23 protein-coding genes, 1 tRNA gene and 1 riboswitch are annotated in these 23,435 nt (G+C 72.6%); of the genes, 12 read left to right on the top strand and 12 right to left on the bottom strand.

The annotated features are described in order from the left end of the window. The first annotated feature begins 138 nt into the window (after positions 1-138). The 5 genes from IE286_RS05995 (at position 139) to IE286_RS05975 (ending at position 6,358) form a co-directional block, all read left to right on the top strand. Positions 139-420 (top strand): DUF3311 domain-containing protein, encoded by a 282-nt coding sequence (locus IE286_RS05995; RefSeq protein ID WP_189795559.1) that lies wholly within the window; start codon positions 139-141, stop codon positions 418-420. Further along, positions 417-2,027, top strand: coding sequence for a monocarboxylate uptake permease MctP (gene mctP, locus IE286_RS05990; protein WP_189795558.1), 1,611 nt, complete (start codon positions 417-419; stop codon positions 2,025-2,027). The genes IE286_RS05995 and mctP overlap by 4 nt, the downstream gene beginning before the upstream one ends. Before the next feature lie 83 nt (positions 2,028-2,110). Further along, complete coding sequence (locus IE286_RS05985) at positions 2,111-2,617, top strand: GNAT family N-acetyltransferase (protein WP_189795557.1); 507 nt, start codon at positions 2,111-2,113, stop codon at positions 2,615-2,617. A 27-nt stretch (positions 2,618-2,644) separates the two neighbouring features. Beyond that, a riboswitch (cobalamin riboswitch) is annotated at positions 2,645-2,805 on the top strand. Positions 2,806-2,969: 164 nt separating this feature from the next. Then, positions 2,970-5,333, top strand: coding sequence for a ribonucleoside-diphosphate reductase subunit alpha (locus tag IE286_RS05980; protein ID WP_189795556.1), 2,364 nt, complete (start codon positions 2,970-2,972; stop codon positions 5,331-5,333). Further along, positions 5,324-6,358, top strand: coding sequence for a ribonucleotide-diphosphate reductase subunit beta (locus IE286_RS05975; RefSeq protein ID WP_189795555.1), 1,035 nt, complete (start codon positions 5,324-5,326; stop codon positions 6,356-6,358). The genes IE286_RS05980 and IE286_RS05975 overlap by 10 nt, the downstream gene beginning before the upstream one ends. Here the strand turns inward: IE286_RS05975 and IE286_RS05970 are convergent. Beyond that, positions 6,271-6,543, bottom strand: coding sequence for a hypothetical protein (locus IE286_RS05970; RefSeq protein ID WP_189795554.1), 273 nt, complete (start codon positions 6,541-6,543; stop codon positions 6,271-6,273). The two genes, IE286_RS05975 and IE286_RS05970, sit on opposite strands and share 88 nt — an antisense overlap. A 92-nt stretch (positions 6,544-6,635) precedes the next feature. Here IE286_RS05970 and IE286_RS05965 point away from each other — a divergent pair, with 92 nt between their 5' ends. Continuing rightward, positions 6,636-7,601 carry a helix-turn-helix domain-containing protein gene (locus IE286_RS05965; RefSeq protein WP_189795553.1) on the top strand — a complete coding sequence of 322 codons (966 nt, stop codon included), beginning with the start codon at positions 6,636-6,638 and terminating at the stop codon, positions 7,599-7,601. Between the two features lie 352 nt (positions 7,602-7,953). Here the strand turns inward: IE286_RS05965 and def are convergent, their stop codons facing one another. The 8 genes from def to IE286_RS05925 all read right to left on the bottom strand — a co-directional run bounded on the left by def (position 7,954) and on the right by IE286_RS05925 (position 15,395). Further along, the gene (gene def / locus IE286_RS05960) at positions 7,954-8,604 is read right to left on the bottom strand and encodes a peptide deformylase (RefSeq protein ID WP_189795552.1); all 651 of its coding nucleotides are present in this window, start codon (positions 8,602-8,604) and stop codon (positions 7,954-7,956) included. Positions 8,605-8,710: 106 nt separating this feature from the next. Beyond that, on the bottom strand, positions 8,711-9,691 hold the full coding sequence (locus IE286_RS05955) for a tetratricopeptide repeat protein (RefSeq protein WP_189795551.1): 981 nt from the start codon (positions 9,689-9,691) through the stop codon (positions 8,711-8,713). 103 nt (positions 9,692-9,794) lie between these two features. Beyond that, on the bottom strand, positions 9,795-11,051 hold the full coding sequence (locus IE286_RS05950) for an HD-GYP domain-containing protein (RefSeq protein ID WP_189795550.1): 1,257 nt from the start codon (positions 11,049-11,051) through the stop codon (positions 9,795-9,797). Continuing rightward, a complete protein-coding gene (locus IE286_RS05945; RefSeq protein ID WP_189795549.1) occupies positions 11,048-12,433 on the bottom strand; it encodes an HD-GYP domain-containing protein in 1,386 nt (461 codons plus the stop codon). The genes IE286_RS05950 and IE286_RS05945 overlap by 4 nt, the downstream gene beginning before the upstream one ends. 183 nt (positions 12,434-12,616) lie before the next feature. Continuing rightward, on the bottom strand, positions 12,617-12,952 hold the full coding sequence (rsrA, locus tag IE286_RS05940) for a mycothiol system anti-sigma-R factor (protein ID WP_189795548.1): 336 nt from the start codon (positions 12,950-12,952) through the stop codon (positions 12,617-12,619). Further along, positions 12,949-13,632, bottom strand: coding sequence for a sigma-70 family RNA polymerase sigma factor (locus tag IE286_RS05935; RefSeq protein ID WP_189795698.1), 684 nt, complete (start codon positions 13,630-13,632; stop codon positions 12,949-12,951). The genes rsrA and IE286_RS05935 overlap by 4 nt, the downstream gene beginning before the upstream one ends. A gap of 307 nt (positions 13,633-13,939) precedes the next feature. After that, positions 13,940-14,578 (bottom strand): alpha/beta hydrolase family protein, encoded by a 639-nt coding sequence (locus IE286_RS05930; protein ID WP_189795547.1) that lies wholly within the window; start codon positions 14,576-14,578, stop codon positions 13,940-13,942. 1 nt (position 14,579) lies between these two features. Then, entirely contained in the window at positions 14,580-15,395 is an 816-nt protein-coding gene (locus IE286_RS05925) for an SOS response-associated peptidase (RefSeq protein WP_189795546.1), read from the bottom strand. Between the two features lie 163 nt (positions 15,396-15,558). Between IE286_RS05925 and IE286_RS05920 the strand changes: the two genes are divergently transcribed. The 4 genes from IE286_RS05920 (at position 15,559) to IE286_RS05905 (ending at position 19,211) form a co-directional block, all read left to right on the top strand. Beyond that, on the top strand, positions 15,559-16,281 hold the full coding sequence (locus tag IE286_RS05920) for a M50 family metallopeptidase (RefSeq protein ID WP_189795545.1): 723 nt from the start codon (positions 15,559-15,561) through the stop codon (positions 16,279-16,281). 117 nt (positions 16,282-16,398) lie between these two features. Continuing rightward, positions 16,399-17,727, top strand: coding sequence for a 3-phosphoshikimate 1-carboxyvinyltransferase (gene aroA, locus IE286_RS05915; protein WP_189795544.1), 1,329 nt, complete (start codon positions 16,399-16,401; stop codon positions 17,725-17,727). 17 nt (positions 17,728-17,744) lie between these two features. Continuing rightward, positions 17,745-18,755, top strand: a complete 1,011-nt coding sequence (gene rsgA, locus IE286_RS05910; RefSeq protein WP_189795543.1) for a ribosome small subunit-dependent GTPase A — start codon at positions 17,745-17,747, stop codon at positions 18,753-18,755. A gap of 132 nt (positions 18,756-18,887) precedes the next feature. After that, the gene (locus tag IE286_RS05905; protein ID WP_125497842.1) at positions 18,888-19,211 is read left to right on the top strand and encodes a DMT family transporter; all 324 of its coding nucleotides are present in this window, start codon (positions 18,888-18,890) and stop codon (positions 19,209-19,211) included. Between the two features lie 174 nt (positions 19,212-19,385). Here the strand turns inward: IE286_RS05905 and IE286_RS05900 are convergent, their stop codons facing one another. Further along, a complete protein-coding gene (locus tag IE286_RS05900; protein ID WP_189795542.1) occupies positions 19,386-19,994 on the bottom strand; it encodes a TetR/AcrR family transcriptional regulator in 609 nt (202 codons plus the stop codon). A 265-nt stretch (positions 19,995-20,259) separates the two neighbouring features. Between IE286_RS05900 and hisN the strand changes: the two genes are divergently transcribed. Next, entirely contained in the window at positions 20,260-21,060 is an 801-nt protein-coding gene (hisN, locus tag IE286_RS05895; protein WP_189795541.1) for a histidinol-phosphatase, read from the top strand. Between the two features lie 78 nt (positions 21,061-21,138). On the opposite strand, the gene IE286_RS05890 is transcribed toward hisN, so the two are convergent. Further along, positions 21,139-22,590 carry a catalase gene (locus IE286_RS05890; protein WP_189795540.1) on the bottom strand — a complete coding sequence of 484 codons (1,452 nt, stop codon included), beginning with the start codon at positions 22,588-22,590 and terminating at the stop codon, positions 21,139-21,141. Positions 22,591-22,731: 141 nt separating this feature from the next. Here IE286_RS05890 and IE286_RS05885 point away from each other — a divergent pair, with 141 nt between their 5' ends. Then, entirely contained in the window at positions 22,732-23,148 is a 417-nt protein-coding gene (locus IE286_RS05885) for a Fur family transcriptional regulator (RefSeq protein WP_189795539.1), read from the top strand. A gap of 178 nt (positions 23,149-23,326) precedes the next feature. Here IE286_RS05885 and IE286_RS05880 read toward each other — a convergent pair. Next, positions 23,327-23,400, bottom strand: a tRNA-Met gene (locus IE286_RS05880). Positions 23,401-23,435: the final 35 nt, after the last annotated feature.

Here is a 23,435-nt window from a genome sequence, read left to right as displayed (position 1 = left end):
CGATCCCGAACCGTTATCGGCCAGGGGAACCGATATGCGGACAAGGGGTTCCGTTACTTCGGCACGTGACCTAGATTGCCTGCGCATTACCCAGGTGATCGCAAGATCACGCTGCTCAGCGAGGGGACGGAGCCTCACATGTCAGATGCCCCAGAAGTCCGCGGAGGGGTGGTGACCCCCGTCCGGGTGGTCATCGGCCTCTGTCTCGTCGCGCCGTTCGTGGCGATGCTGTGGGTCGGGTCCTACGCCACGACCGACCCCACGTTCATCGGCATCCCGTTCTTCTACTGGTACCAGATGGTGTGGGTGCTGATCTCCACGGCGCTGACCATGATCGCGTACCGGCTCTGGCAGCGTGACCAGCGCGCCCGCGCGTCCCGCGAGAACGGCACGGCGGCGAAGGGCGGTGCGGCGCGATGAAGGACGGCGTCAACGGCATCGCACTCGGCGTCTTCATCTTCTTCTTCGTGCTCGTCACCGTCATGGGCTTCCTGGCCGCCCGGTGGCGCAAGGCGGAGAACGAGCACAGCCTGGACGAGTGGGGCCTGGGCGGACGGTCGTTCGGCACCTGGATCACCTGGTTCCTGCTCGGCGGCGACCTGTACACGGCGTACACCTTCGTCGCGGTGCCCGCGGCGATCTACGCCACCGGCGCGGCCGGGTTCTTCGCGGTGCCGTACACGATCCTGGTCTACCCGCTGATCTTCACCTTCCTGCCGCGCCTGTGGTCGGTCTCCCACCGGCACGGCTACGTCACCACCTCCGACTTCGTGCGCGGCCGGTTCGGTTCCAAGGGCCTGTCGCTGGCGGTGGCGCTCACCGGCATCCTCGCCACCATGCCGTACATCGCGCTCCAGCTCGTCGGCATCCAGGCGGTGCTGGACGTGATGGGCGTCGGCGGCGGCGAGAACACCAACTGGTTCGTCAAGGACCTGCCGCTGCTGATCGCCTTCGGTGTGCTGGCCGCGTACACCTACTCGTCCGGCCTGCGCGCCCCGGCGCTGATCGCGTTCGTGAAGGACGCGCTGATCTACATCGTCATCGCGGTCGCGATCATCTACATCCCGATCAAACTGGGCGGGTTCGACGACATCTTCGCGAAGGCGGGCGAGAAGTTCACGAAGACGGGGGCGGGTTCCGTCACGCCGCCGGAGGGGGCCCGGTGGACGTACGCCACGCTGGCCCTGGGCAGCGCGCTCGCGCTGTTCATGTACCCGCACTCGATCACCGCGACGCTGTCCTCGCGCAGCCGTGAGGTGATCCGCCGCAACACCACGATCCTGCCGCTGTACTCGCTGATGCTGGGCCTGCTGGCGCTGCTGGGCTTCATGGCGATCGCGGGCGGGATCACCGTGAGCAACGGCCAGCTGGCCATTCCGCAGCTGTTCGAGAACATGTTCCCGGACTGGTTCACGGGCGTGGCCTTCGCGGCCATCGGCATCGGCGCGCTGGTGCCCGCGGCCATCATGTCGATCGCGGCCGCGAACCTGTTCACCCGCAACATCTACAAGGACTTCATCAAGCCGGACGCCACGGCGGAGCAGGAGACCCGCGTCTCCAAGCTGGTGTCCCTGCTGGTGAAGGTGGGCGCCCTGGTCTTCGTCCTCACCATGGACAAGACGGTCGCCATCAACTTCCAGCTGCTGGGCGGCATCTGGATCCTGCAGACCTTCCCGGCCCTGGTCGGCGGCCTGTTCACGCGCTGGTTCCACCGCTGGGCGCTGCTGGCCGGCTGGGCGGTCGGCATGGTCTACGGCACCGTCGCCGCCTACGGGGTGGCCTCGCCGACGCAGAAGCACTTCGGCGGTTCGGCCGCCGAGATCCCCGGCATCGGCGAGACCGGCTACATCGGCATGACGGCCTTCGTGCTCAACGTCCTGGTCACTGTAATCCTCACCGTCGTCCTGCGGGCGTTCAAGGCGCCCGACGGCGTCGACGAGACCCGGCCCGAGGACTACACCAAGGACGCCGGCGACCCGGACGTCCAGGTGGAACTGCCGCCCGCCACCGCGGGTTCCGCCCACTGAGCCGTACGCCGCAGCGACACGTCGACGGGCCGCCGGGAAGGACCGGCGGCCCGTTGTCATACCCCTCCGGCACACTCGGGCCCATGGACATCATGATTCGGCCGGCCGAGCCCGGCGAGTACGGCACTCTCGGGGGAATCACCGCAGAGGCCTATCTGCGCGACGGGCTGCTCGACTTCGGCGAGAGCGACGCCTACCTGGCCGAGCTGAGGGACGTGGGCAAGCGGGCGGCCGCCGCGGAGGTGCTGGTGGCCGTGGCGGACGGGACGGTGCTCGGCGGCGTCACCTTCGTGCCCGCGGGCGGCCCCATGGCCGAGATCGCCGGGCCCGGGGAGGCGGAGATACGGATGCTCGCGATCGCGCCCGAGGCACGCCGCCGGGGTGCCGGCGAGGCCCTGGTGCGGGCGTGCGTGGAGCGGGCCCGGGCCGTCCCCGGCTGCGTCCGCCTGGTGCTGTCCACCCAGCGCACCATGCGCGCCGCCCACCGCATCTACGAGCGCCTGGGGTTCGTCCGGGTACCGGAACGCGACTGGAACCCCCTGCCGCACGTGGACGACATCATGCTGCTCGCCTACGCGCTGACGCTCTGACCCGCTCCACCGACGATCCGGCACCGGCCACAACATCTGGGGGTGGTTTCTCGGCCCGGCACAAGATGTATGCTCATGCTCGCTGTCGCCGCAGGGGAATCCGGTGCGAATCCGGAACTGTCCCGCAACGGTGTACTCATACCCCCGTGCCCGCGGGGAGCCGGTCCCGGCTGCCCGCGTGCCCGTGGACGAGCGTCAGTCCGAGGACCTGCCGACAGTGCGCCCGGCCGTCCGGTCCGGGCGCCTGACGTCCGGGCCTCGCGGATTGGGCCGGTGGACGCGGCGCCGCCGTGCGTCCGTGGCTGCCCCCTGCCCTCGGCGAGGCCCCGAGCCGAGCGAGGGAGAGCACCACGTGACCATCGCGCCCGCCGATCCTGCGTCAGCCGCGGGTCTGGACCCCGACGGTCCCGGTGCCGCACTGCTGCGCACCCTGACCGAGCTGACCGCCGGCCTTCCCGGCACCGACCCCGGACGGGTCGCCGCCGCCGCGCTGCGCGGCCGTTCCGCCCACGCCGACGAGGCGGAGCTGCGGGAACTGGCCACCGAGGCGGCCGCCGGGCTGATCGCCGAGGACCCCGCCTACTCGCGGCTCGCCGCCCGGCTGCTGCTGCTCTCCCTGCGGGCCGAGGCGGCCTCGCAGGGCGTCACGTCCTTCAGCGGGTCCGTGGCCGTCGGCCACCGCGAGGGGCTGATCGCCGACCGGACCGCCGCGTTCGTGCGGCGGCACGCCGCCCGCCTGGACGCCACCGTGGACCCGGCCGCCGACGACCGCTTCGGCTACTTCGGGCTGCGCACCCTGCACAGCCGCTATCTGCTGCGGCACCCGCACACCCGGAAGGTGATCGAGACACCGCAGTACTTCCTGCTGCGCGTCGCCGCCGGTCTCGCCGCGGACGACAGCGACCGTGCCGTGGACGAGGTGGCCGCGCTGTACGGGCTGATGAGCCGGCTGGAGTATCTGCCGTCCTCCCCCACACTGTTCAACTCCGGTACGCGGCACCCCCAGATGTCGTCCTGCTACCTGCTGGACTCCCCCAAGGACGAGCTGGACTCCCTCTACGAGCGCTACCACCAGGTCGCCCGCCTGTCGAAGCACGCCGGCGGCATCGGCATCGCCTACTGCCGTGTACGCGCCCGCGGTTCGCTGATCCGCGGCACCAACGGGCACTCCAACGGCATCGTGCCGTTCCTGAAGACGCTGGACTCCTCGGTGGCGGCGGTGAACCAGGGCGGACGGCGCAAGGGCGCGGCCGCGGTGTACCTGGAGACCTGGCACGCGGACATCGAGGAGTTCCTGGAACTCCGCGACAACACCGGCGAGGACGCGCGCCGCACCCACAACCTCAACCTCGCGCACTGGATTCCCGACGAGTTCATGCGCCGGGTGAACGCCGACGCGCCGTGGTCGCTGTTCTGCCCCTCCGACGTGCCCGAGCTGACCGACCTGTGGGGCGAGGAGTTCGACCGGGCCTACCGGGCGGCGGAGGCGAAGGGCCTGGCCCGGAAGACCCTGCCCGCCCGGGAGCTGTACGGCCGCATGATGCGCACCCTCGCGCAGACCGGCAACGGGTGGATGGCCTTCAAGGACACCGCCAACCGCACCGCCAACCAGACCGCCGAGCCGGGCCGCGTGATCCACTCCTCCAACCTGTGCACGGAGATCCTGGAGGTCACCGACGACAACGAGACCGCGGTGTGCAACCTGGGCTCGGTCAACCTCGGCGCGTTCGTGGCCGGCGGCGGCATCGACTGGGAGCGGCTGGACGCCACCGTGCGCACCGCCGTGACCTTCCTCGACCGGGTGGTCGACATCAACTACTACCCGACCGAGCAGGCGGCCCGGTCCAACGCGCGGTGGCGGCCGGTGGGCCTGGGCGTGATGGGCCTGCAGGACGTCTTCTTCCGGCTGCGGCTGCCCTTCGACTCCCCCAAGGCCCGGGCGCTGTCCACGCGGATCGCCGAGCGGATCATGCTCGCCGCCTACGAGGCCTCCGCCGGTCTGGCCGAGGCCAGCGGTCCACTGCCCGCCTGGGAGCAGACCCGCACCGCCCGGGGCGTGCTGCACCCCGACCACTACGACGTGACCCTCGCCTGGCCCGAGCGCTGGGCGGCGCTGCGCGAGCGGATCGCCGCCGTGGGCCTGCGCAACGCCCTGCTGCTGGCCATCGCGCCGACCGCCACCATCGCCTCCATCGCCGGCGCCTACGAGTGCGTCGAGCCGCAGGTGTCCAACCTGTTCAAGCGCGAGACCCTGTCGGGCGAGTTCCTCCAGGTCAACTCCTACCTGGTGGAGGAGTTGAAGAGGCTGGGCCGGTGGGACGCGGACACCCGCCAGGCGCTGCGCGAGGCCAACGGCTCGGTGCAGGGTTTGACCTGGCTCCCTGAGGACGTGCGGCGGCTGTACCGCACGGCGTGGGAGCTGCCGCAGCGCGCCCTGATCGACATGGCCGCCGCCCGCACCCCGTTCCTGGACCAGGGCCAGTCGTTGAACCTGTTCATGGAGACACCGACCATCGGCAAGCTCTCCTCGATGTACGCCTACGCCTGGAAGGCGGGCCTGAAGACGACGTACTACCTGCGCTCCCGCCCGGCGACCCGGATCGCCCCCGCGGCCCGCGCGCAGCACCCCGCCACCGTCCCCGCGCCGGCCGCACCGGCCGCGGAGGCGGTCGCCTGCTCCCTGGAAAACCCCGAGACCTGCGAGGCATGCCAGTGACGACCCACCCGACCCCCGCCCGCCCCCAGAACCTCCTCGACCCGGGTTTCGAACTGACCCTGCGGCCCATGCGCTACCCGCGGTTCTACGAGCGTTACCGGGACGCCATCAAGAACACCTGGACCGTGGAGGAGGTGGATCTGCAGGCCGACGTCCCCGACCTGGCCAGGCTCACCCCGGGCGAGCGCCACCTGATCGGCCGGCTCGTCGCCTTCTTCGCCACCGGCGACTCGATCGTGGCGAACAACCTGGTGCTCACCCTGTACAAGCACATCAACTCCCCCGAGGCACGCCTGTATCTGAGCAGGCAGCTGTTCGAGGAGGCGGTGCACGTCCAGTTCTATCTGACGCTGCTGGACACGTATCTGCCCGACCCGGACGACCGGGCGGCGGCCTTCGCGGCGGTGGAGAACATCCCGTCCATCCGGGACAAGGCCGAGTTCTGCTTCCGGTGGATCGACTCGGTGCAGGAGCTGGACCGGCTGCGCACCAAGGCCGACCGCCGGCGGTTCCTGCTGAACCTGATCTGCTTCGCCGCCTGCATCGAGGGGCTGTTCTTCTACGGGGCCTTCGCCTACGTGTACTGGTTCCGCAGCCGGGGCCTGCTGCACGGCCTGGCCACCGGCACCAACTGGGTGTTCCGCGACGAGACGATGCACATGTCGTTCGCCTTCGACGTGGTGGACACCGTCCGCGCGGAGGAGCCGGACCTGTTCGACGAGGAGCTGGGCCGGCAGGTCACGGCGATGCTCCGGGAGGCCGTCGAGGCCGAGCTGCAGTTCGCGCGCGACCTGTGCGGGGACGGCCTGCCGGGGATGAACACCGACTCGATGCGGCAGTACCTGGAGTGCGTCGCCGACCAGCGTCTGGCACGGCTCGGCTTCGCCCCGGTGTACGGCTCCGAGAACCCCTTCTCCTTCATGGAGCTGCAAGGGGTTCAGGAGCTGACCAACTTCTTCGAACGGCGGGTGTCGGCGTACCAGGTGGCGGTGGAGGGTGCGGTCGCCCTGGACGAGGACTTCTGACCTCGCCACGGGGGCGTGTGCGCCGTCCGGGACTCCTGGCCCGCGTGCTCCTGCTGTGCGCGCCGGATCCGCCGGTCGATGTGCCATTCCCGTACGGCGCCGATCGCCGGCGGAAGGATCATCAGGACCAGGAGTCCCCAGGCCACCAGCAGTCCGATCAGTCCTTGAATCTGGTCTGCGTTCATGGACACCACTGTCGCGCCGGACGCACCTGACCGTGAGTGGCAGGACTGCCGCATGCCTTCAAATTCCTGCCCCCGTGCGGCACACTGACGGGATGTTGCGGAGCGTGGCGGCCGTGGTGCTGGACGGGGTGCGCCCCTTCGAACTGGGCGTGGTCTGCGAGGTGTTCGGCGTCGACCGGAGCGACGACGGACTGCCGGTGTACGACTTCGCGGTGGTCTCGGCCGAGGGGCCCGCGCTGGGCACCCATGCCGGGGGCCTGAGCATGGCCACCCCGTACGGGCTGGACCGGCTGGAGACGGCCGATCTGATCGCCGTGCCGGCCGGGGAGGAGTTCACCTGGCGGACGTACCCGCCAAAGCTGCTCGATGCGCTGCGCCGGGCGGTCGAACGCGGGACGCGGGTGCTGAGCGTGTGCTCCGGCGTTTTCGTGCTCGGCGCCGCCGGACTGCTGGACGGCCGCCGCTGCGCGGTGCACTGGCACCACGCCGCCGAGCTGGCCCGGCGGTACCCGCGCGCGAGGGTGGAACCGGACGTGCTCTACATCGACGAGGACCCGGTGATCACCTCCGCCGGGACGGCCGCCGGCATCGACGCCTGTCTGCACATCGTGCGCAAGGAGCAGGGGCCGCAGGTCGCCAACAAGATCGCCCGGCGCATGGTGGTGCCGCCGCACCGGGAGGGCGGGCAGGCGCAGTACATCGAGCGGCCTCTGCCGCGCTCGGGCTCCGACACCGTGGCCGGGGTGCTGGCCTGGATGGAGGAGAACCTGCACCGGGAGATCACGGTGGACCAGCTCGCCGCCCTCGCGCACATGTCGCCGCGCACCTTCGCCCGCCGTTTCCAGCAGGAGACGGGCACCACGCCCTACCGCTGGCTGCTGCGCCAACGGGTGCTGCTGGCGCAGGAGCTGCTGGAGGCGACGGACCAGACGATGGACATGATCGCCGACCGGACCGGATTCGGCACGGCGGCGGCACTGCGGCATCAGTTCCAGCGGGTGCTCGGCACCACTCCGCACGCCTACCGGCGCGCGTTCGCCGGCCCGGGGACCGGATGAGACGCGGCCGAAGCGAGGGCACTGCTGGAACGGGTCGCCCTCTGCCTGCCCGCCGCAGTCGGCGGACAGCCGAACCACACCCGCTCCACCCGGATGCCGCACCGCCTCCTGGCCTGCACCGGCGTGAAGGATGCCATCTCCGAGCGCGACGTGGGCGCACTCTGCGATGCGAGAGCCGAACGTCTCCCTGCGCCGGATCGTGCCGCGCCGCCCACCCGGCCCCGGCGGACCGGCGGCGTGGCCGGTCACCCAGGCGTCATCTCGGCGGCCGCGGCGCCCGGCCGATCGTGCGGTCAGGCGCCGTGCGCAGGTGTGCCGGTCCGGGCGGCGGAGACAGGATCGCCGAGGGACGTCAGTCGTTGGGCACCACGGGGTAGCGCGGCTCCTTCTCCTCCATCTGCCGCAGCACGTCCTTGCGTTCCCGCTTGGAGAGCCGGTCGATGTACAGGGAGCCGTAGAGGTGGTCCGTCTCGTGCTGCAGGCAGCGGGCGAAGTAGCCGGTGCCGCGCACCTTGATCGGGTTGCCGCGCTCGTCCTGGCCGGTCACCTCGGCGTAGTCGGGGCGGGCCAGCGGCGCGTAGGCGCCGGGCACGGACAGGCAGCCCTCGCTGCCGTCGTCCAGGCGGCGGCGCTCGGCGGGCAGCTCCACCAGCCTGGGGTTGCAGACCACGCCGACGTGCCGCACGCCCGCGTCGTCGGCGCAGTCGTAGACGAACACCTTCAGGTCCACGCCGATCTGGTTGGCTGCCAGGCCCACGCCCTCGGCTGTGCGCTGGCTGGCGAACATGTCGGCGACCAGCTGCTGCAGCTCCTCACCGAACTCGGTGACGTCCTTGCACTCCTTGTGGAGCACCGGGTTGCCGACCACCGTGATCGGCCGCGAGGTCCCGCGCTCGCGCCACGCCCGCTCGCGTTCCTCGCAGTCCTGCGTGTCGACGACGTACCCCTCGTCGTCGACGGGGAGCACGCCCGCGTGCTGCTGATCGGTGTCCTGCTGCGCCATGACCGACGTACGCCTTCCTGCAAGCCTGTGAGATGTAGCGGATACAGCCTAAAGGGGCCGGCCACCGGCGCGGGCCGGGTCCGGGTACGGGCACCGGACGGCGGGCTCAGCAGACCTCTTCCAGGTCCCGCCAGTCCCGGGAGTCCGGGCTGTCCGCCACCCAGCCGTCCAGCAGTCCGCGCACCAGCGAGGCCGGCGCGGCCACCCCGCACTCCCGCTCCGGCACCCACAGCTGCCCGTCGGTGCGGTGTCCCAGCGGCCCGGGGTGGCCCGGCTCGCTGTGGTCGTGCGGGTCGAGGTGCACGCCGTCGCCCTCGTCGGAGGGCATCCGCGACTCCGAGCAGGTCCGGCACAGCAGCCGCACGGAGGACGACCAGTCCTCGGCGGCGAACCCGGCGTCGGCGGCGAGCTGTTCCAGCGCGTCCCGGTCCGCCTCGGTGGCCGCCTCCAGCAGCACCACCCAGGTGGGCACCGGCGAGGGCGCCCACAGCTCGATCTCGTCGAAGACGGGGAAGGTGTGTCCGTCGCCGGTGGTGCGCTCCCCGTGGGGGACGCCGTCGTGCAGCACCACCTCGCCCCAGCGCCGCCCGGAGGACGGCAGCGGGATGGACAGCACCTCGATCCGGGCCGGGTCCAGGCGCCGGCCCCACACCACCTCGGCCTCGCCCTCCGGGGACAGCCGCACGGCCGCGCTGCCCAGCTCCATGCCCACCGGCTCCCCGGCCGCGGTCGCGCCGCCGGGCACTTTCAGACCGTAGGCCTGCCAGGCCCGGCGGGCCAGCGGCCAGTCCTGCAGCGCGGTCGCGGCGATGCCGACGTTCCACCAGTCCGGCGCCCCGGTGTCCTTGTCCAGCAGGGCCACGGCGCGCAGTCCGGCCGCCCGGGCCTGCTCCCAGTCGTGACGGAACTTGTGCAGCAGGGCCAGGTTGAACCAGGACTCCGCCAGCCAGGGCTCCAGATCGGCGGCGCGTGTCAGCAGCGCGCCCGCGTCCTCGTACCGGCCGTCGCCGATCAGGGTGAACGCGCGGTCGGTGGCCCGCCGCCACGAGGCGGAGGGCCGGTGCCGTCCCTTGCCGAAGATCCTCACGTTTCCCGCCTGCCAGTTCCGTCGAGTGGGCCGGCCTCCCCCCGGACGCCCTTCTCCTCGCATCCAACCACGGACGGCTTCCGGGGCGCTCATTACCCATGGGTTACCCCGCGGCGGGAATGGTCAGACCGTCCCGTGCCAGGACCCGGGCCAGCGCGGCCAGCACCTCGGGCGCGTAGTCGCCGCCGGCCCGGCGCAGTTCCTCCAGCGCTTCCAGCGGGCCGCCGGCACCGGCGTCGCGGGCCTTTTCGTCGTAGGCGTTCACGGCCCGCACGATCCGCGCGGGCAGCGTCTGCTCCGGGCAGGGGTCGGCCTGCCGCTCCACCACGACCGCCACCTCGCGGTCCGCCCCCGTCCGCCGCACCACCGCCCCGCCCAGCAGGGCGATGCGCCGCTGCTCGGCTGCGGGCAGACCGGCCGTCGCGCCCGCGGGCACCGGGTCGACGAGGCTGAGCTGCCCGATGTCGTGCATGAGGGCGGCGTGCTCCAGGACCGTCAGGTCCGGTTCGGTCAGGCCCAGATCGCGGCCCACGGCCCGGCTGAGCGCGGCCACCCGGCGGGCGTGCCCGGCCGGTGTGTACCCGGCGATCTCGGTGGCCCGGGCCAGCGAGGCGATCGTCTGCCGGCACACGGCGCGCACCGCGGCGCATCGGCGGAAGGACAGCTGGGTGAGCAGCATCGGCAGGGCGCACACCGGCAGCGCCCACAGACCGGCGACGGCGACCCCCAGGGCCGTCACCGCGCCCGTCGCGCACACCGCCGACCCGAGTCCGAGCAGGCCGCGCAGCTCCTCCCGCAGCAGCGGGACGAACGGCCACCGGGTACGGCAGTGCAGCGACAGCGCGGCCACCACCGCGCCGCACAGCGCGGTCAGCGCCAGCAGCACCGGCAGCGCCACGGCGTGCCCCGGCCCGCCCCAGGCCCTGGTCGCCCCCGTGGCGTGCAGCACGTGGGTGCCGGTGGCGGCGACGAAGACGGTCAGCACCCGCCGGACGAGGTGGTCGAGGGTTCCGGCGTGCCCACGGGCGATGTGCGGCACGCTGCCGAGCAGGCCGGCGGTGAGCACCACCGCGACCGTCTGGCAGGCACCGTGGTGAGCGGACCGGCCCGCCTCCTCGCCGAGCAGCGCGTACGCCAGGGCCGCGGCGGCGCCGAGCGGCGCGGGTTCGCGGACCTCGGGTCCGGCGCCGGCGCCGGGCGGAGCGGACCACCGGGTCAGCTCCCCCGTCAGGACGAGGGCGCCGAAGGACAACGCGGCACCGGGCCGGGCAGGGCCGGTGTGCAGCGTGACGGCGAGCGAGGCCAGGGCGACGAGGACGGCGGTGCCGCGGACGAGGGCGAGCAGCAGCGGTCGGGTCATCGGCGGGAGTGCTCCCGCGGCACGGCCGCCGCCCGCAGGACCGCCCGGGCTTGTTCCGGCGCGCCGTCCGTCCCGGGCACGGGGGCCGACGTGTCCGATGGCTGCGGCATCCGGTCGTCGCCCGAGGTGACCGCCGGGTGCCAGCCGTGGCGGGCGAGGGCGCGCACCAGGGCGGTGACCATGCGCGGGTCGAACTGGGCGCCGGCGCAGCGGCGCAGCTCCCACAGGGCGGCCGGCACGGGGCGGGCCGGCCGGTAGGACCGGGTGGACGTCATCGCGTCGAAGGCGTCGGCGACGGCGACCACCCGCGCGCACTCGGGGATCCGGTCGCCGGTCAGCCCGTAGGGGTAGCCGCTGCCGTCCAGCCGTTCGTGGTGGTGCAGGATCGCCGCGCGGGCCTCGTCGAGGAAGGAGATGCCGCGGACCATCTCGTGGCCGTACTCGGGGTGCAGCTCGATCACCCGCCGCTCCTCGTCGGTCAGCGGGCCGTCCTTGCGCAGCAGCCGGGTGGGCACGCCCAGTTTGCCCACGTCGTGCAGGAGGCCGGCGAAGCGCAGCACCTCGACGCGCTCGTCGTCCATCCCCAGCTCGCGGGCGATCATCACGGAGGCCTGGCCGACGCGTTCGCTGTGCCCGCGGGTGTAGCCGTCCTTGAGGTCGACGGCCTGCACCAGGGCGCGGATCGTCGCCCGGTGAGCGGCCCGCTCGCGGTCGTACTGGGCGTACGCCCACCAGGAGGCCCCCGTCGGCAGCAGCACCAGCAGGGCGGTGACCGGGCCGTAGGGGCTGCGCCACAGCACGGCCATCATCAGGCCGGCCAGCCCGTGGACCGCCACGGGTGCCAGGGTCCGGCAGAACAGCCCGCGCCAGGCCCGGCTCAGGGACACATGGCCGCAGCAGGCGCGGATCCCGGCGTCCAGCGCGGTCAGCACCAGGCAGAACGCCACCACGGCGGCCGCGGCGCAGCCGAGCGCGGCGGGGAAGCGGCACTCGGCGACGACGGCCCGGCCGCCCAGAGCCGTGTGGACGTGGGCGGCCGTCCACACGGCGAGCACCTGCTGGGCCGCGTGCCAGGCACGGCGCAGCACGTCGTCGGGCCGCTCGCCCCGCGCGAGCAGCGCGCCCGGCAGTGCGACGAGCGCGGCGGCGGACGGCGGCAGAAGGAGGACGGCGGCCAGCAGGACGGGGCAGCCGGTGCCGGCGAAACGGCGCCCGCCGAGCCGTTCGCAGCCCGCGTACAGCGCGGCGAGCGGCAGCACCGTCGCCCAGGGCGTGTGCGGGACCGGCGTGTGCGAGGCGGGGAGCACCGGGAACAGGCAGGGCAGCGCGCCCAGGACCGCACAGGCCACGGTCGCACGGGCCCGCGGCGGCACCGCCTCCATGTCGCCCCCTTCGCTCCGGCCGGACCAACTGCGTCAGGGCCGCGAGCCTAGGGCGGGGCGGTGTACCGCGGGCCCGGCGCACACCGGTTCACCCGGACGAGCGAGCGCGTTCGAGAGGAGTGCACGCACCCGGATGCATCACCCGGACGCATCGGGGCGCCCCGGGCGGCGCGATGCCTCCGGTCAGGACTCCTGGGACGTCATCCGCGTCGTGCTCACGTCATCCTGGGGGCGGACGGTGACGTCGCTCTCGGGCAGGACCTGGCCGGAGCGGATCAGCTCGATGCGTCCCATCACCTTGGCGCGCAGATCCGTCGGCACCTCGTCATGCCCGCAGCACCGCTTCACCAGCTTCTTCACGGCCTGCTCCAGGCCGTACTTCTCCAGGCACGGCGCGCATTCCTCGAAGTGCTGCTCGAACTTGGTGCGATCGACGTCCGGCATCTCACTGTCGAGGAACTCGTAGAGGTGGCCGAGGACCTCACTGCAGTCCGTCTCGTGCGGCTTACCGCAGCTCATGAGCCCGAGCCTTTCGCTTCGTTCGACTCTCCGGCGCCGGCCGGGACGAGCCCGCGTTCACGGGCGTAGTCCTCCAGCATGCCGCGCAGCTGACGACGGCCCCGGTGCAGGCGGGACATCACCGTTCCGATGGGTGTCCCCATGATGTCCGCGATCTCCTTGTAGGCAAACCCCTCGACGTCCGCGAGATACACCGCGATGCGGAACTCCTCGGGGATCGCCTGCAGGGCTTCCTTCACGTCCGAGTCGGGCAGGTGGTCGAGCGCCTGCGACTCGGCGGAGCGCAGGCCCGTCGACATGTGCGACTCGGCGCGGGCGAGCTGCCAGTCCTCGATCTCCTCCGCGGCACTGCGCTGCGGTTCGCGCTGCTTCTTGCGGTAGGAGTTGATGAAGGTGTTGGTGAGGATCCGGTACAGCCACGCCTTGAGATTCGTGCCCTCGCGGAACTGGTGGAAGGACGCGTACGCCTTGGCGTAGGTCTCCTGCACCAGGTCTTCGGCGTCGGCAGGGTTGCGCGTCATGCGCAGCGCGGCCGAGTACATCTGGTCGAGGAACTCGAGCGCGTCGCGCTCGAAGCGCGCACTGCGCTCGGCGGACGACTCCGCGGACGTGTTCACGCCCGTGCCCTGGCCTTCGGGCAGCTCCGCCTGGCCGTTGTCGGTCCCTGCGACCGGACCCACCTCCTCGCGATCCCGGGCGGGACCGAGACCGGCCCCACTCGACTCGGAGGATAGAACACGACCCGCACCGGCCGCCCCTCGAAAAGGAGTGGTCTTGGGCGCGTGCAGCACCGCCCACTCCAGGACCGCGCGCTCGCGGCCCGCGTCGGACTCGGCCGGGCGCAGCCCGTCCGCTGGGCGATGGCGGGAGGCGGGCGGGCAGATGGTGGAACCCATACGGCGGACTTCCTTCCCACAACGGCGGTGCCGAGGCCTCAGCACTTCTGTCAGGGCACAACAGCGACCTGCCGCGGGGCATTCCCGTCCGTCACGCGAGTGGCACAGCCCACCGGGCCACCGCGTCCGTGAGGATCTCCAGCGCCCGCTCCTGGGTGATCTCCGCCCGCCTGGGCACGGCGAATCCGTGATCGCCGTCCGGGACCTCGACCAGCCGGAAGTCACCGGCGGGGAACTCCTCCGGCCGGCCGAAGGGGTCCCTGCCGCCCTGGACGACGAGCGTGGGCACCCCGGTGTCCAGCAGTTCCCCGGCGCGGGACCGCTCCGGCCGGCCCGGTGGATGCAGCGGGAAGCTCAGCGCGAGCACGGCGTGCGCGCCCAGTTCGCGCGCCGTGCGGCAGGCGACCCGCGCCCCGGCGCTGCGCCCGGCGGCGATCACCGGCAGCCCGGGTGCGGTCAGCGCGGGCCACACCCCGCGCCAGCCGGCGTCCAGGGTCTTCGGCGCGGGCGCCACCTTCTTCCCGGCCACCCGCCAGGGCTGCTCCACGAGCGCCACGCTCACCCCGTGCGCCGGCAGGACGCGGGCCAGGGCCCGCAGGTCGCGGGCCTCGATGCCGCCGCCGGCTCCGTGCCCGGCGGCCAGCACCAGCCGTGCCGTCCCCGCCGGGTGCCAGGTCACGCGGGCGGTCCCCGCCTCGGTCTCGATCGTCTCGGTCACGCTGGAGATCACGTCAGAAGAGTGTGCCCTCTTCCGGTGCCGGCAGCTCCTTCAGCAGCTCCGGGCCGTTGTTGCGGACGTTGCTGACGGCGGTGGAGACCGGGTAGGCGCGCATCAGTCCGGGCGGCGGCGGATCCAGCAGGCCGCGCAGCTGGTCCGGGTCCGTGCGGGCCGGGTCCAGCCAGGCGTCCCAGCGCTCGGGGGTGAGCATCAGCGGCATCCGCGGATGGATGTCGGCCAGCGAACGCGGGCCCTCGGCGGGCGCGACGCCGAGCGGGGTGCGCTCCGCCTCCGTGGTGATCACCGCGCAGGTCACCCACCAGGCCCGCGGGTGGTCGTCGGGCAGCGTGCGGTCCCGCCAGAACTCGTACAGCCCGGCCATCGCCAGCACCGACCCGTCGGCCGGGGTGACGAAGTACGGCTGCTTGCGCGGCCGCTTGCGCCGCCCCTCGACCTCCAGCTCCCGCTCCTGGGCGCCGGTCATCCACTCGTAGTAGCCGTCGGCGGGCACGATGCAGCGGCGGGCGGCGAAGGCCCGGCGGTAGGACGGCTTCTCGTGCACGGTCTCCGCCCGCGCGTTGATCATCCGGGCGGCGCCCTCGGGGGACTTCGCCCAGGACGGCACGAGGCCCCAGGTCAGCTTGCGCAGCTGGCGAACCGGACGGCGGTCGCCGGCGTCTTTCAGGGGGCGGTCGAGGACGACGTGGACCTCCTTGGTGGGCGCCACGTTGTAGTCGGGCGCCAGGGTGTCCTCCGGCTCCCGCTTCTCGACACCGAAGATCTTCGCGAGGTCCTCGGCCCCGCGACTCGCTGCATACCGTCCGCACATGCATGCCACACTGCCAGCCCCTCCCGCCTCCCGGCCACCGCCCCTCATAGACGGTGCTCCCGTACACCCTGTCCGCCGGCACCACCCGACTCCCCCAGCACCCAGCACCTGACTCCCTCAGCACCCGACTTCGCCAGCACCACCCGAGGAGCCTTCCGCGACCATGGCCAGCACCGCCGCCTTCGCGCTGCCCGATCTCTGGGACCGGCTGATCGGCACCCAGCCCGACCCCGAGCTGTGGGTGGTGGTCGCCACCGGGCTCGCCGCGCTGGCCGTCGTGGTCCCGCACGCCTCGTGGCGGGTGGCGCGCAACGCCGTCACCATCGCCCACGAGGGCGGGCACGGACTCGTCGCACTGCTCACCGGCCGCACCTTGACCGGCATACGGCTGCACTCCGACACCAGCGGCCTGACCGTCAGCCGCGGCAAGCCCTACGGCCTGGGCATGATCCTCACCGCGGCCGCCGGGTACACCGCTCCACCGCTGCTGGGCCTGGGCGGCGCGGCGCTGCTCGCCGCCGGACGCGTCACCCTGCTGCTGTGGGCGGCCACGGCGCTGCTGCTGGCGATGCTGGTGATGATCCGCAACGTCTACGGAGTGCTGACCGTGGTCCTCGCCGCCGCCGCGTTCCTGCTGGTGTCGTGGCTGGCCGGAGTTCTGGTGCAGGCGGCGTTCGCGTACGCCGTGGTGTGGTTCCTGCTGCTGGGCGGGGTGCGCCCGGCCTTCGAGCTGCAGGTCCAGCGGTCCCGGGGCGGGGCCGCCGACTCCGACGCGGACCAGCTGGCGCGGCTGACGCACGTGCCGGCCGGGCTGTGGCTGTTCCTCTTCCACGTGGTGTCGCTGTGCTCGCTGCTCGGCGGGGGCCGGTGGCTGCTCGGCGGGTGAGCGGCACGCACGTGCCCCTGACGCCTCACAGCGGCCGAGGGCCGGCGGACACCCTCGGTGAACGGGCCGCCGCACCGTGCGGCCGCCGGACGATCGCCTCCTTATAGAGTGGGCCTCATGGCCCCGAACGACACGCCCACCGCCCTCTGGCCCGCCCCGCACGCGAGCGGAGCCGTCGACGCGACGGTCCACGTGCCCGGGTCCAAGTCCGTCACCAACCGGGCGCTGGTGCTGGCCGCGCTGGCCTCCGAGCCGGGCTGGCTGCGCCGCCCGCTGCGCTCCCGCGACACGCTGCTGATGGCCGGCGCCCTGCGGGCGATGGGCGTCGGGATCGAGGAGACGGTGTCCTCGGCCTCCGGCGCGGGTGCCTCCGGTGAGGCCTGGCGGGTGATCCCGGCGGGGCTGCACGGCCCGGCCACGGTCGACGTGGGCAATGCCGGCACGGTGATGCGGTTCCTGCCGCCGGTGGCCACGCTCGCCGACGGCCCCGTCCGCTTCGACGGCGACCCGCGCTCCTACGAGCGCCCCCTGCACGGCGTGATCGACGCGCTGCGCGCGCTCGGCGCCCGGATCGACGACGAAGGCCGCGGCGCGCTGCCGCTGACGGTGCACGGCGGAGGCGCCCTGGACGGCGGCACGGTCGAGATCGACGCCTCCTCGTCCTCCCAGTTCGTCTCCGCGCTGCTGCTGTCCGGCCCGCGCTTCAACCAGGGCGTGGAGGTGCGGCACGTCGGGGCGACGCTGCCGTCGATGCCGCACATCCGGATGACGGTGGACATGCTGCGCGCGGCCGGCGCCCAGGTGGACGCCCCCGAGTCGGGCGGCGAGCCCCATGTGTGGCGGGTGACGCCGGGCGCCCTGCTCGGCCGGGACCTGACCATCGAGCCGGACCTGTCCAACGCCCAGCCGTTCCTGGCGGCGGCCCTGGTCACCGGCGGCAAGGTCGTCATCCCCGACTGGCCGCGGCACACCACCCAGCCGGGCGACCGGCTGCGGGAGATCTTCACCGAGATGGGCGGCTCCTGCGAGCTGACCGACTACGGCCTGGTCTTCACCGGCTCCGGCTCCGTGCATGGCATCGACGCGGACCTGAGCGAGGTCGGCGAGCTGACCCCGGGCATCGCCGCGGTGGCCGCGCTCGCGGACTCCCCCTCGACCCTGCGGGGCGTGGCCCATCTGCGGCTGCACGAGACGGACCGGCTGGCCGCGCTCACCAAGGAGATCAACGCGCTCGGCGGCGACGTCACCGAGACGGCCGACGGCCTGCACATCCGGCCGCGTCCGCTGCACGGCGGTGTCTTCCACACCTACGACGACCACCGCATGGCGACGGCCGGCGCGGTCATCGGCCTGGTGGTCGAGGGCGTGCGGATCGAGAACGTGGCGACGACCGCCAAGACCCTGCCGGACTTCCCCGACCTGTGGACCGGGATGCTCGGGGCGTAGGACGCGGGGATCAGCTCATGCGCCGTTACGGCAAGCACACCGACGAGGACGACATCCGCACCCGCCCCGGCCGCAGGGGCACGCGGCCGCGGACGAACATCCGGCCCAAGCACGAGAACGCGGCCCAGGGCATGGTGCTCACCGTGGACCGCGGCCGGCTGACCTGCCTCGTGGACGGCCGCCCCGTCATGGCGATGAAGGCGCGGGAGCTGGGGCGCAAGGCGGCCGTCGTCGGCGACCGGGTGGCCCTGGTGGGCGATCTGTCCGGCAGGAAGGACACGCTGGCGCGCATCGTCCGCATCGAGGAGCGCACCTCGGTGCTGCGCCGCACGGCCGACGACGACGATCCCTACGAGCGGGTCGTGGTGGCCAATGCCGACCAGCTGGCCATCGTCACCGCGCTCGCCGACCCCGAGCCGCGCCCGCGCCTGATCGACCGCTGCCTGGTGGCGGCCTACGACGGCGGCCTGGAGCCGCTGCTGGTGCTGACCAAGTCGGACCTGGCGCCGCCGGACGAGCTGCTGACGCTGTACGGGGCGCTGGACATCCCGTACGTGGTCACCAGCCGGGAGGAACTGGAGAGCGGCGAGGCCGTCCGGCGGGTGTGCGCGCACCTGGAGGGCAAGGTCACCGCGTTCGTCGGCCACTCCGGCGTGGGCAAGACGACGCTGGTCAACGCGCTGGTCGCGGAGGACCGGCGGCGGCTGACCGGCCAGGTCAACAAGGTGACGGGCCGGGGCCGGCACACCACCACCTCGGCGCTGGCGCTGCCGTTGAAGGACGCCTCCGGCTGGGTGATCGACACCCCCGGGGTCCGGTCTTTCGGACTGGCCCACATCGATCCCTCCCGGGTCATCCACGCCTTCCCCGACCTGGAGCCCGGCACCCAGGACTGCCCGCGCGCCTGCAGTCACGACGAGCCCGACTGCGCGCTGGACGCCTGGGTGGCCGAGGGCCACGCGGGCCCGGCCCGGCTCGCCTCGCTGCGCCGGCTGCTGGCCACACGGGAACGCCGGGAGGACGACTGACGGGGGCTCAGCTTCCGGGCCCCCGCATACCTCAGCATCGCCGCCCCGGCTACAGTCGGGTAAAGACATCGCCAAACACATCATCACACCGAGCCGAGGCGGCCACGGAGACGGACAACGGGAGGACAGCACATGGCGTGGCTGCTGGTCATCGTCGCGGGACTGCTCGAGACCGGCTTCGCGGTATGCCTGAAACTCTCCCACGGCTTCACCCGCCTGTGGCCGACCATCGCCTTCGCGAGTTTCGCGCTCGGCAGCTTCGGCCTGCTGACGCTGTCCCTGCGGCGGCTCGACGTGGGTCCGGCGTACGCGGTGTGGACCGGCATCGGGGCGACGGGCACCGCGATCTACGGCATGGTGTTCCTCGGAGACGTGGTGTCCACCCTGAAGATCGTGTCGATCACGCTCGTCATCGTCGGGGTCATCGGACTGCAGTTGTCCGGCTCCGCGCACTGACGGCCTCCGCGCACCGACGGCCAGCGTACCGACGATCTCCGCGCACCGACGGCCAGCGCACTGACGATCTCCGCGCATCAACGGCCTCCGCGCATCGACGGCCTCCGCGCTTCGACGACCCCCCGGCGTCCGCACGGATGCCGGGCGTTCCGCTTCTCGCGCTTCGTGCGCCGCTCAGTCCGGGCGGCACCGGCGCAGCACCGCCCGCACCAGGTCGTCCGCGCCGTGCTCGCCGGGCGGCGCCGCCACGCAGGACAGGCCGAGGCGGACCACCAGCTCGCAGGTGCCGGCCAGGTCCGCGATGTCCGGCGCCGGGGTGCCCGGTGCGGACAGGGCGGCCACGGCACGGTCGCGGACCTGCGCCAGCACGCCGGCCGGCGACAGCGGCCGGCCGCCGCCCCGGTCCCCCGCGGGCACGGCGGCAAGCTGTGCGGCGGCCGGCTCCACCCGGGGCAGCCACGAGTCCCAGCAGCCGGTGAGCAGCGCCTTGACCAGCACGTTGTCCCGCGCGGCCGCGGCGGTCCACTCGACCAGGGCGGTGAGCCGGGCGTGCGGGTCGGACCCGCCGGCCAGGGCACGGTCCACCCCGTCGAGGAAGGCTGCGGCCTCCCGCTCGACCAGCGCACGCGCCAGACCGTCCTTGGTGCCGAACTCGTTGTAGAGCGTCTGCCGCGACACCCCGGCCGCAGCGGCCACGTCCACCATCCGGACCGCGTACCACGGCCGGCGGGTCAGCGCCGCGTAGGCGGCGTCCAGCAGCAGATCTCGCGCTGCGGGCATCATCGCCTCCCGGGGGCGAGCCACTACGCCGGACAGGTTCGAGGCGCCCCACGGCAGTGTCAAGGGCGCTCGGGGCGGCTTGAGAAGCACGGGCCCGGGGCGGCACGGCGCACGCAGGAACCGCGTGCTCCGGGCGGCACGGCGCACGGCCGGACTGCGCACTCCGGGTGGTGCAGCGCGTGCGGGGACTGCGCGCTCCGGGTGCTCGCCGCCGACGCACCCGGCCCCCTGTGGCCCGGGGCGTCCCGGGGCGGTTACCGTTCACTGCATGCCGGACTACCTCGACGACCTGCGCCTGGCCCACGTGCTCGCGGACGCGGCCGACGCCGCAACGATGGACCGCTTCAAGGCCCTCGACCTCAGGGTGGAGACCAAACCGGACATGACGCCGGTGAGCGAGGCGGACAAGGCGGCGGAGGAGCTGATCCGCGGCCAGCTGCAGCGCGCCCGCCCGCGTGACGCGATCCTGGGCGAGGAATACGGCGTCGAGGGCAGCGGCCCGCGCCGCTGGGTGATCGACCCGATCGACGGCACCAAGAACTATGTGCGCGGGGTGCCGGTGTGGGCCACGCTGATCTCGCTGATGGTGGCGGGCGAGGGCGGCTACCAGCCGGTCGTGGGCGTGGTTTCGGCGCCCGCGCTGGGCCGCCGCTGGTGGGCGGCGAAGGGCCACGGGGCGTTCACCGGGCGCAGCCTGTCCCAGGCCTCCCGGCTGCGGGTCTCGCGCGTGGCCAAGCTGGAGGACGCCTCCTTCGCGTACTCCTCGCTCAGCGGCTGGGAGGAGCAGGGGCGCCTGGACGGCTTCCTGGACCTGACCCGCCAGGTGTGGCGCACCCGGGCCTACGGCGACTTCTGGCCGTACATGATGGTCGCCGAGGGTTCGGTCGATCTGTGCGCCGAGCCGGAGCTGTCGCTGTGGGACATGGCGGCCAACGCGATCGTGGTGACCGAGGCGGGCGGCACCTTCACCGGTCTGGACGGCCGTCCCGGACCGCACAGCGGCAATGCCGCCGCCTCCAACGGGCTGCTGCACGACGAGCTGCTGGAGTACCTCGACCGGCGCCGGTGAGCCGGGCGGCACGACGAGGGGCCGGGTCCCCGAAGGGAGCCCGGCCCGTCGGCCGCGACAAGCGGTGCGGTGCCGGCGTCAGCCGCGCAGGGCCTGGACCGCGGTCTCAAGCCGCTTGCCGAAGTCGGCATCCGCTCGACGGAAGTTGTTGATCGCGCGCTCGACGATCTCCTCGCGGGAGACCTGCGAGATCGAGCCCGCCAGGTTGCCGATCAGGCGCTCCTTCTCCTCCTCGGACATCAGCCGGTAGAGGTTGCCGGCCTGGACGAAGTCGTCGTCCTCGGCGTGCAGCGGGGCCGGCTGGTCACCGGTGACGCCGGAGACCGGGAGCGGCTGCCACAGCGGCCGGCCGGTCTGGGCCGGGCCGCCGAAGCTGTTCGGCTCGTAGTTCTTCGCGCCCTTGTGGCGGCCGTCGTAGAGGAAGCCGTCCCGGCTGTAGGTGCGGGCCTCCACGGCGTGCGGGCGGTTCACCGGCAGCTGGTCGGCGTTGATGCCGACGCGGTAGCGGTGGGCGTCGCCGTAGGCGAACAGGCGGCCCTGGAGCATCTTGTCCGGGGACGGGCCGATGCCGGGCACGAAGTGCGCCGGGGAGAAGATCGACTGCTCGACCTCGGCGAAGATGTTCTCCGGGTTGCGGTTCAGCTCCAGCTTGCCGATCTCGACCAGCGGGTAGTCGGCGTGCGGCCACACCTTGGTCACGTCGAACGGGTTGAAGCGGTAGCCGGCCGCCTCGGCCGCGGGCATGATCTGGACGTAGACGGTCCAGGTCGGGTAGTCGCCGCGCTCGATCGCCTCGCGCAGGTCCCGCTGGTGGGAGTCGGGGTCCTCACCGGCGAGCTTGTTGGCCTCCTCCTGGGTGAGGCACTTGATGCCCTGGTCGGTCTTGAAGTGGTACTTGACCCAGAAGACCTCGCCGGCCTCGTTGTTCCACTGGAAGGTGTGCGAGCCGAAGCCGTCCATGTGGCGGTAGGACGCGGGGATGCCGCGGTCGCCGAACAGCCAGGTCACCTGGTGCGTGGACTCCGGCGACAGGCTCCAGAAGTCCCAGACGTTGTCCGGCTCCTGGCTGCCCGTGTAGGGGTCGCGCTTCTGGGTGTGGATGAAGTCGGGGAACTTGATCGCGTCCCGGATGAAGAACACCGGGGTGTTGTTGCCGACGAGGTCGTAGTTGCCCTCCTCGGTGTAGAACTTCACCGCGAAACCGCGCGGGTCGCGGACGGCGTCCGCGGCACCGAGGTTGCCGGCCACGGTGGAGAAGCGGAGGAAGACCTCGGTCTGCTTGCCGACCTCGGAGAGGAACTTCGCCCGGGTGTACGGGGTGACGTCGGCGGTCACGGTGAAGGTGCCGTAGGCGCCGGCGCCCCGGGCGTGCACCACGCGCTCCGGGATGCGCTCCCGGTTGAAGTGGGCGAGCTTCTCCAGCAGCAGCTGGTCCTGGACCAGAACCGGGCCGCCGGCGCCAGCGGTCTCGCTGTTCTGGTTGTCGGCCACCGGTGCACCGGCCTCCGTAGTGAGCGGTCCCTGCGTCACGTCGCCTCCTGCGGCAATGCTGTCCGATCCTGGTATGAGGCCAAAGCCGCGCTCGATCCTACAATGGACAATGTCTAAGTCAAGTGAATCTCCAAAGTCACACTGGTTCGGGATCTATTCTCCTGCTGCTAGGCTGGTGCCATGAGCGACCTTCTGGAACGGCTGCGCGGACGCGGATGGCGGATGACCGCGCAGCGGCGCGTCGTGGCCGAGGTGCTGGACGGCGAGCACGTCCACCTCACGGCCGACGAGGTCCATGCACGGGCGGTCGCCAAGCTGCCCGAGATCTCCCGCGCCACCGTCTACAACACGCTGGGCGAGCTGGTCTCCCTCGGCGAGGTTCTCGAGGTCACCACCGACAAGCGCGCCAAGCGGTACGACCCGAACGCCCACCGGCCCCACCACCACCTGGTGTGCGCCCGGTGCGGCGCGATCCGCGACGTTCATCCCAACGGCAACCCGCTGGCCGACCTGCCCGACTCGGAGCGCTTCGGCTTCACGGTCTCCGACGTCGAGGTCACCTACCGCGGGCTCTGCCCGGACTGCGCCGCCGCCTGACCGCCCCGGCGCCGCACCACGCCTGACAGCCCCGGCCCCGCGACACAGCGCCGGGGCTGCGTGGTGCCCGCACGCCGACCGGCGCCACCGGGCCGCGCGACGGAGGTCGCTCGGAGCTTCGAGACGCGGACAACACCGAGGGCCGGAACCCTGATCGGATTCCGGCCCTCGGCTTCAGTAGCGGGGACAGGATTTGAACCTGCGACCTCTGGGTTATGAGCCCAGCGAGCTACCGAGCTGCTCCACCCCGCGTCGACGAACAGAACATTACGTGAAGGACGGGCCGG

This window comes from Streptomyces thermodiastaticus, assembly GCF_014656135.1.
In the GTDB taxonomy this organism is placed as follows: domain Bacteria; phylum Actinomycetota; class Actinomycetes; order Streptomycetales; family Streptomycetaceae; genus Streptomyces; species Streptomyces thermodiastaticus.
Note: the sequence above shows the minus strand (reverse complement) of the source record. Positions and strands in the feature narration are given on the sequence as shown.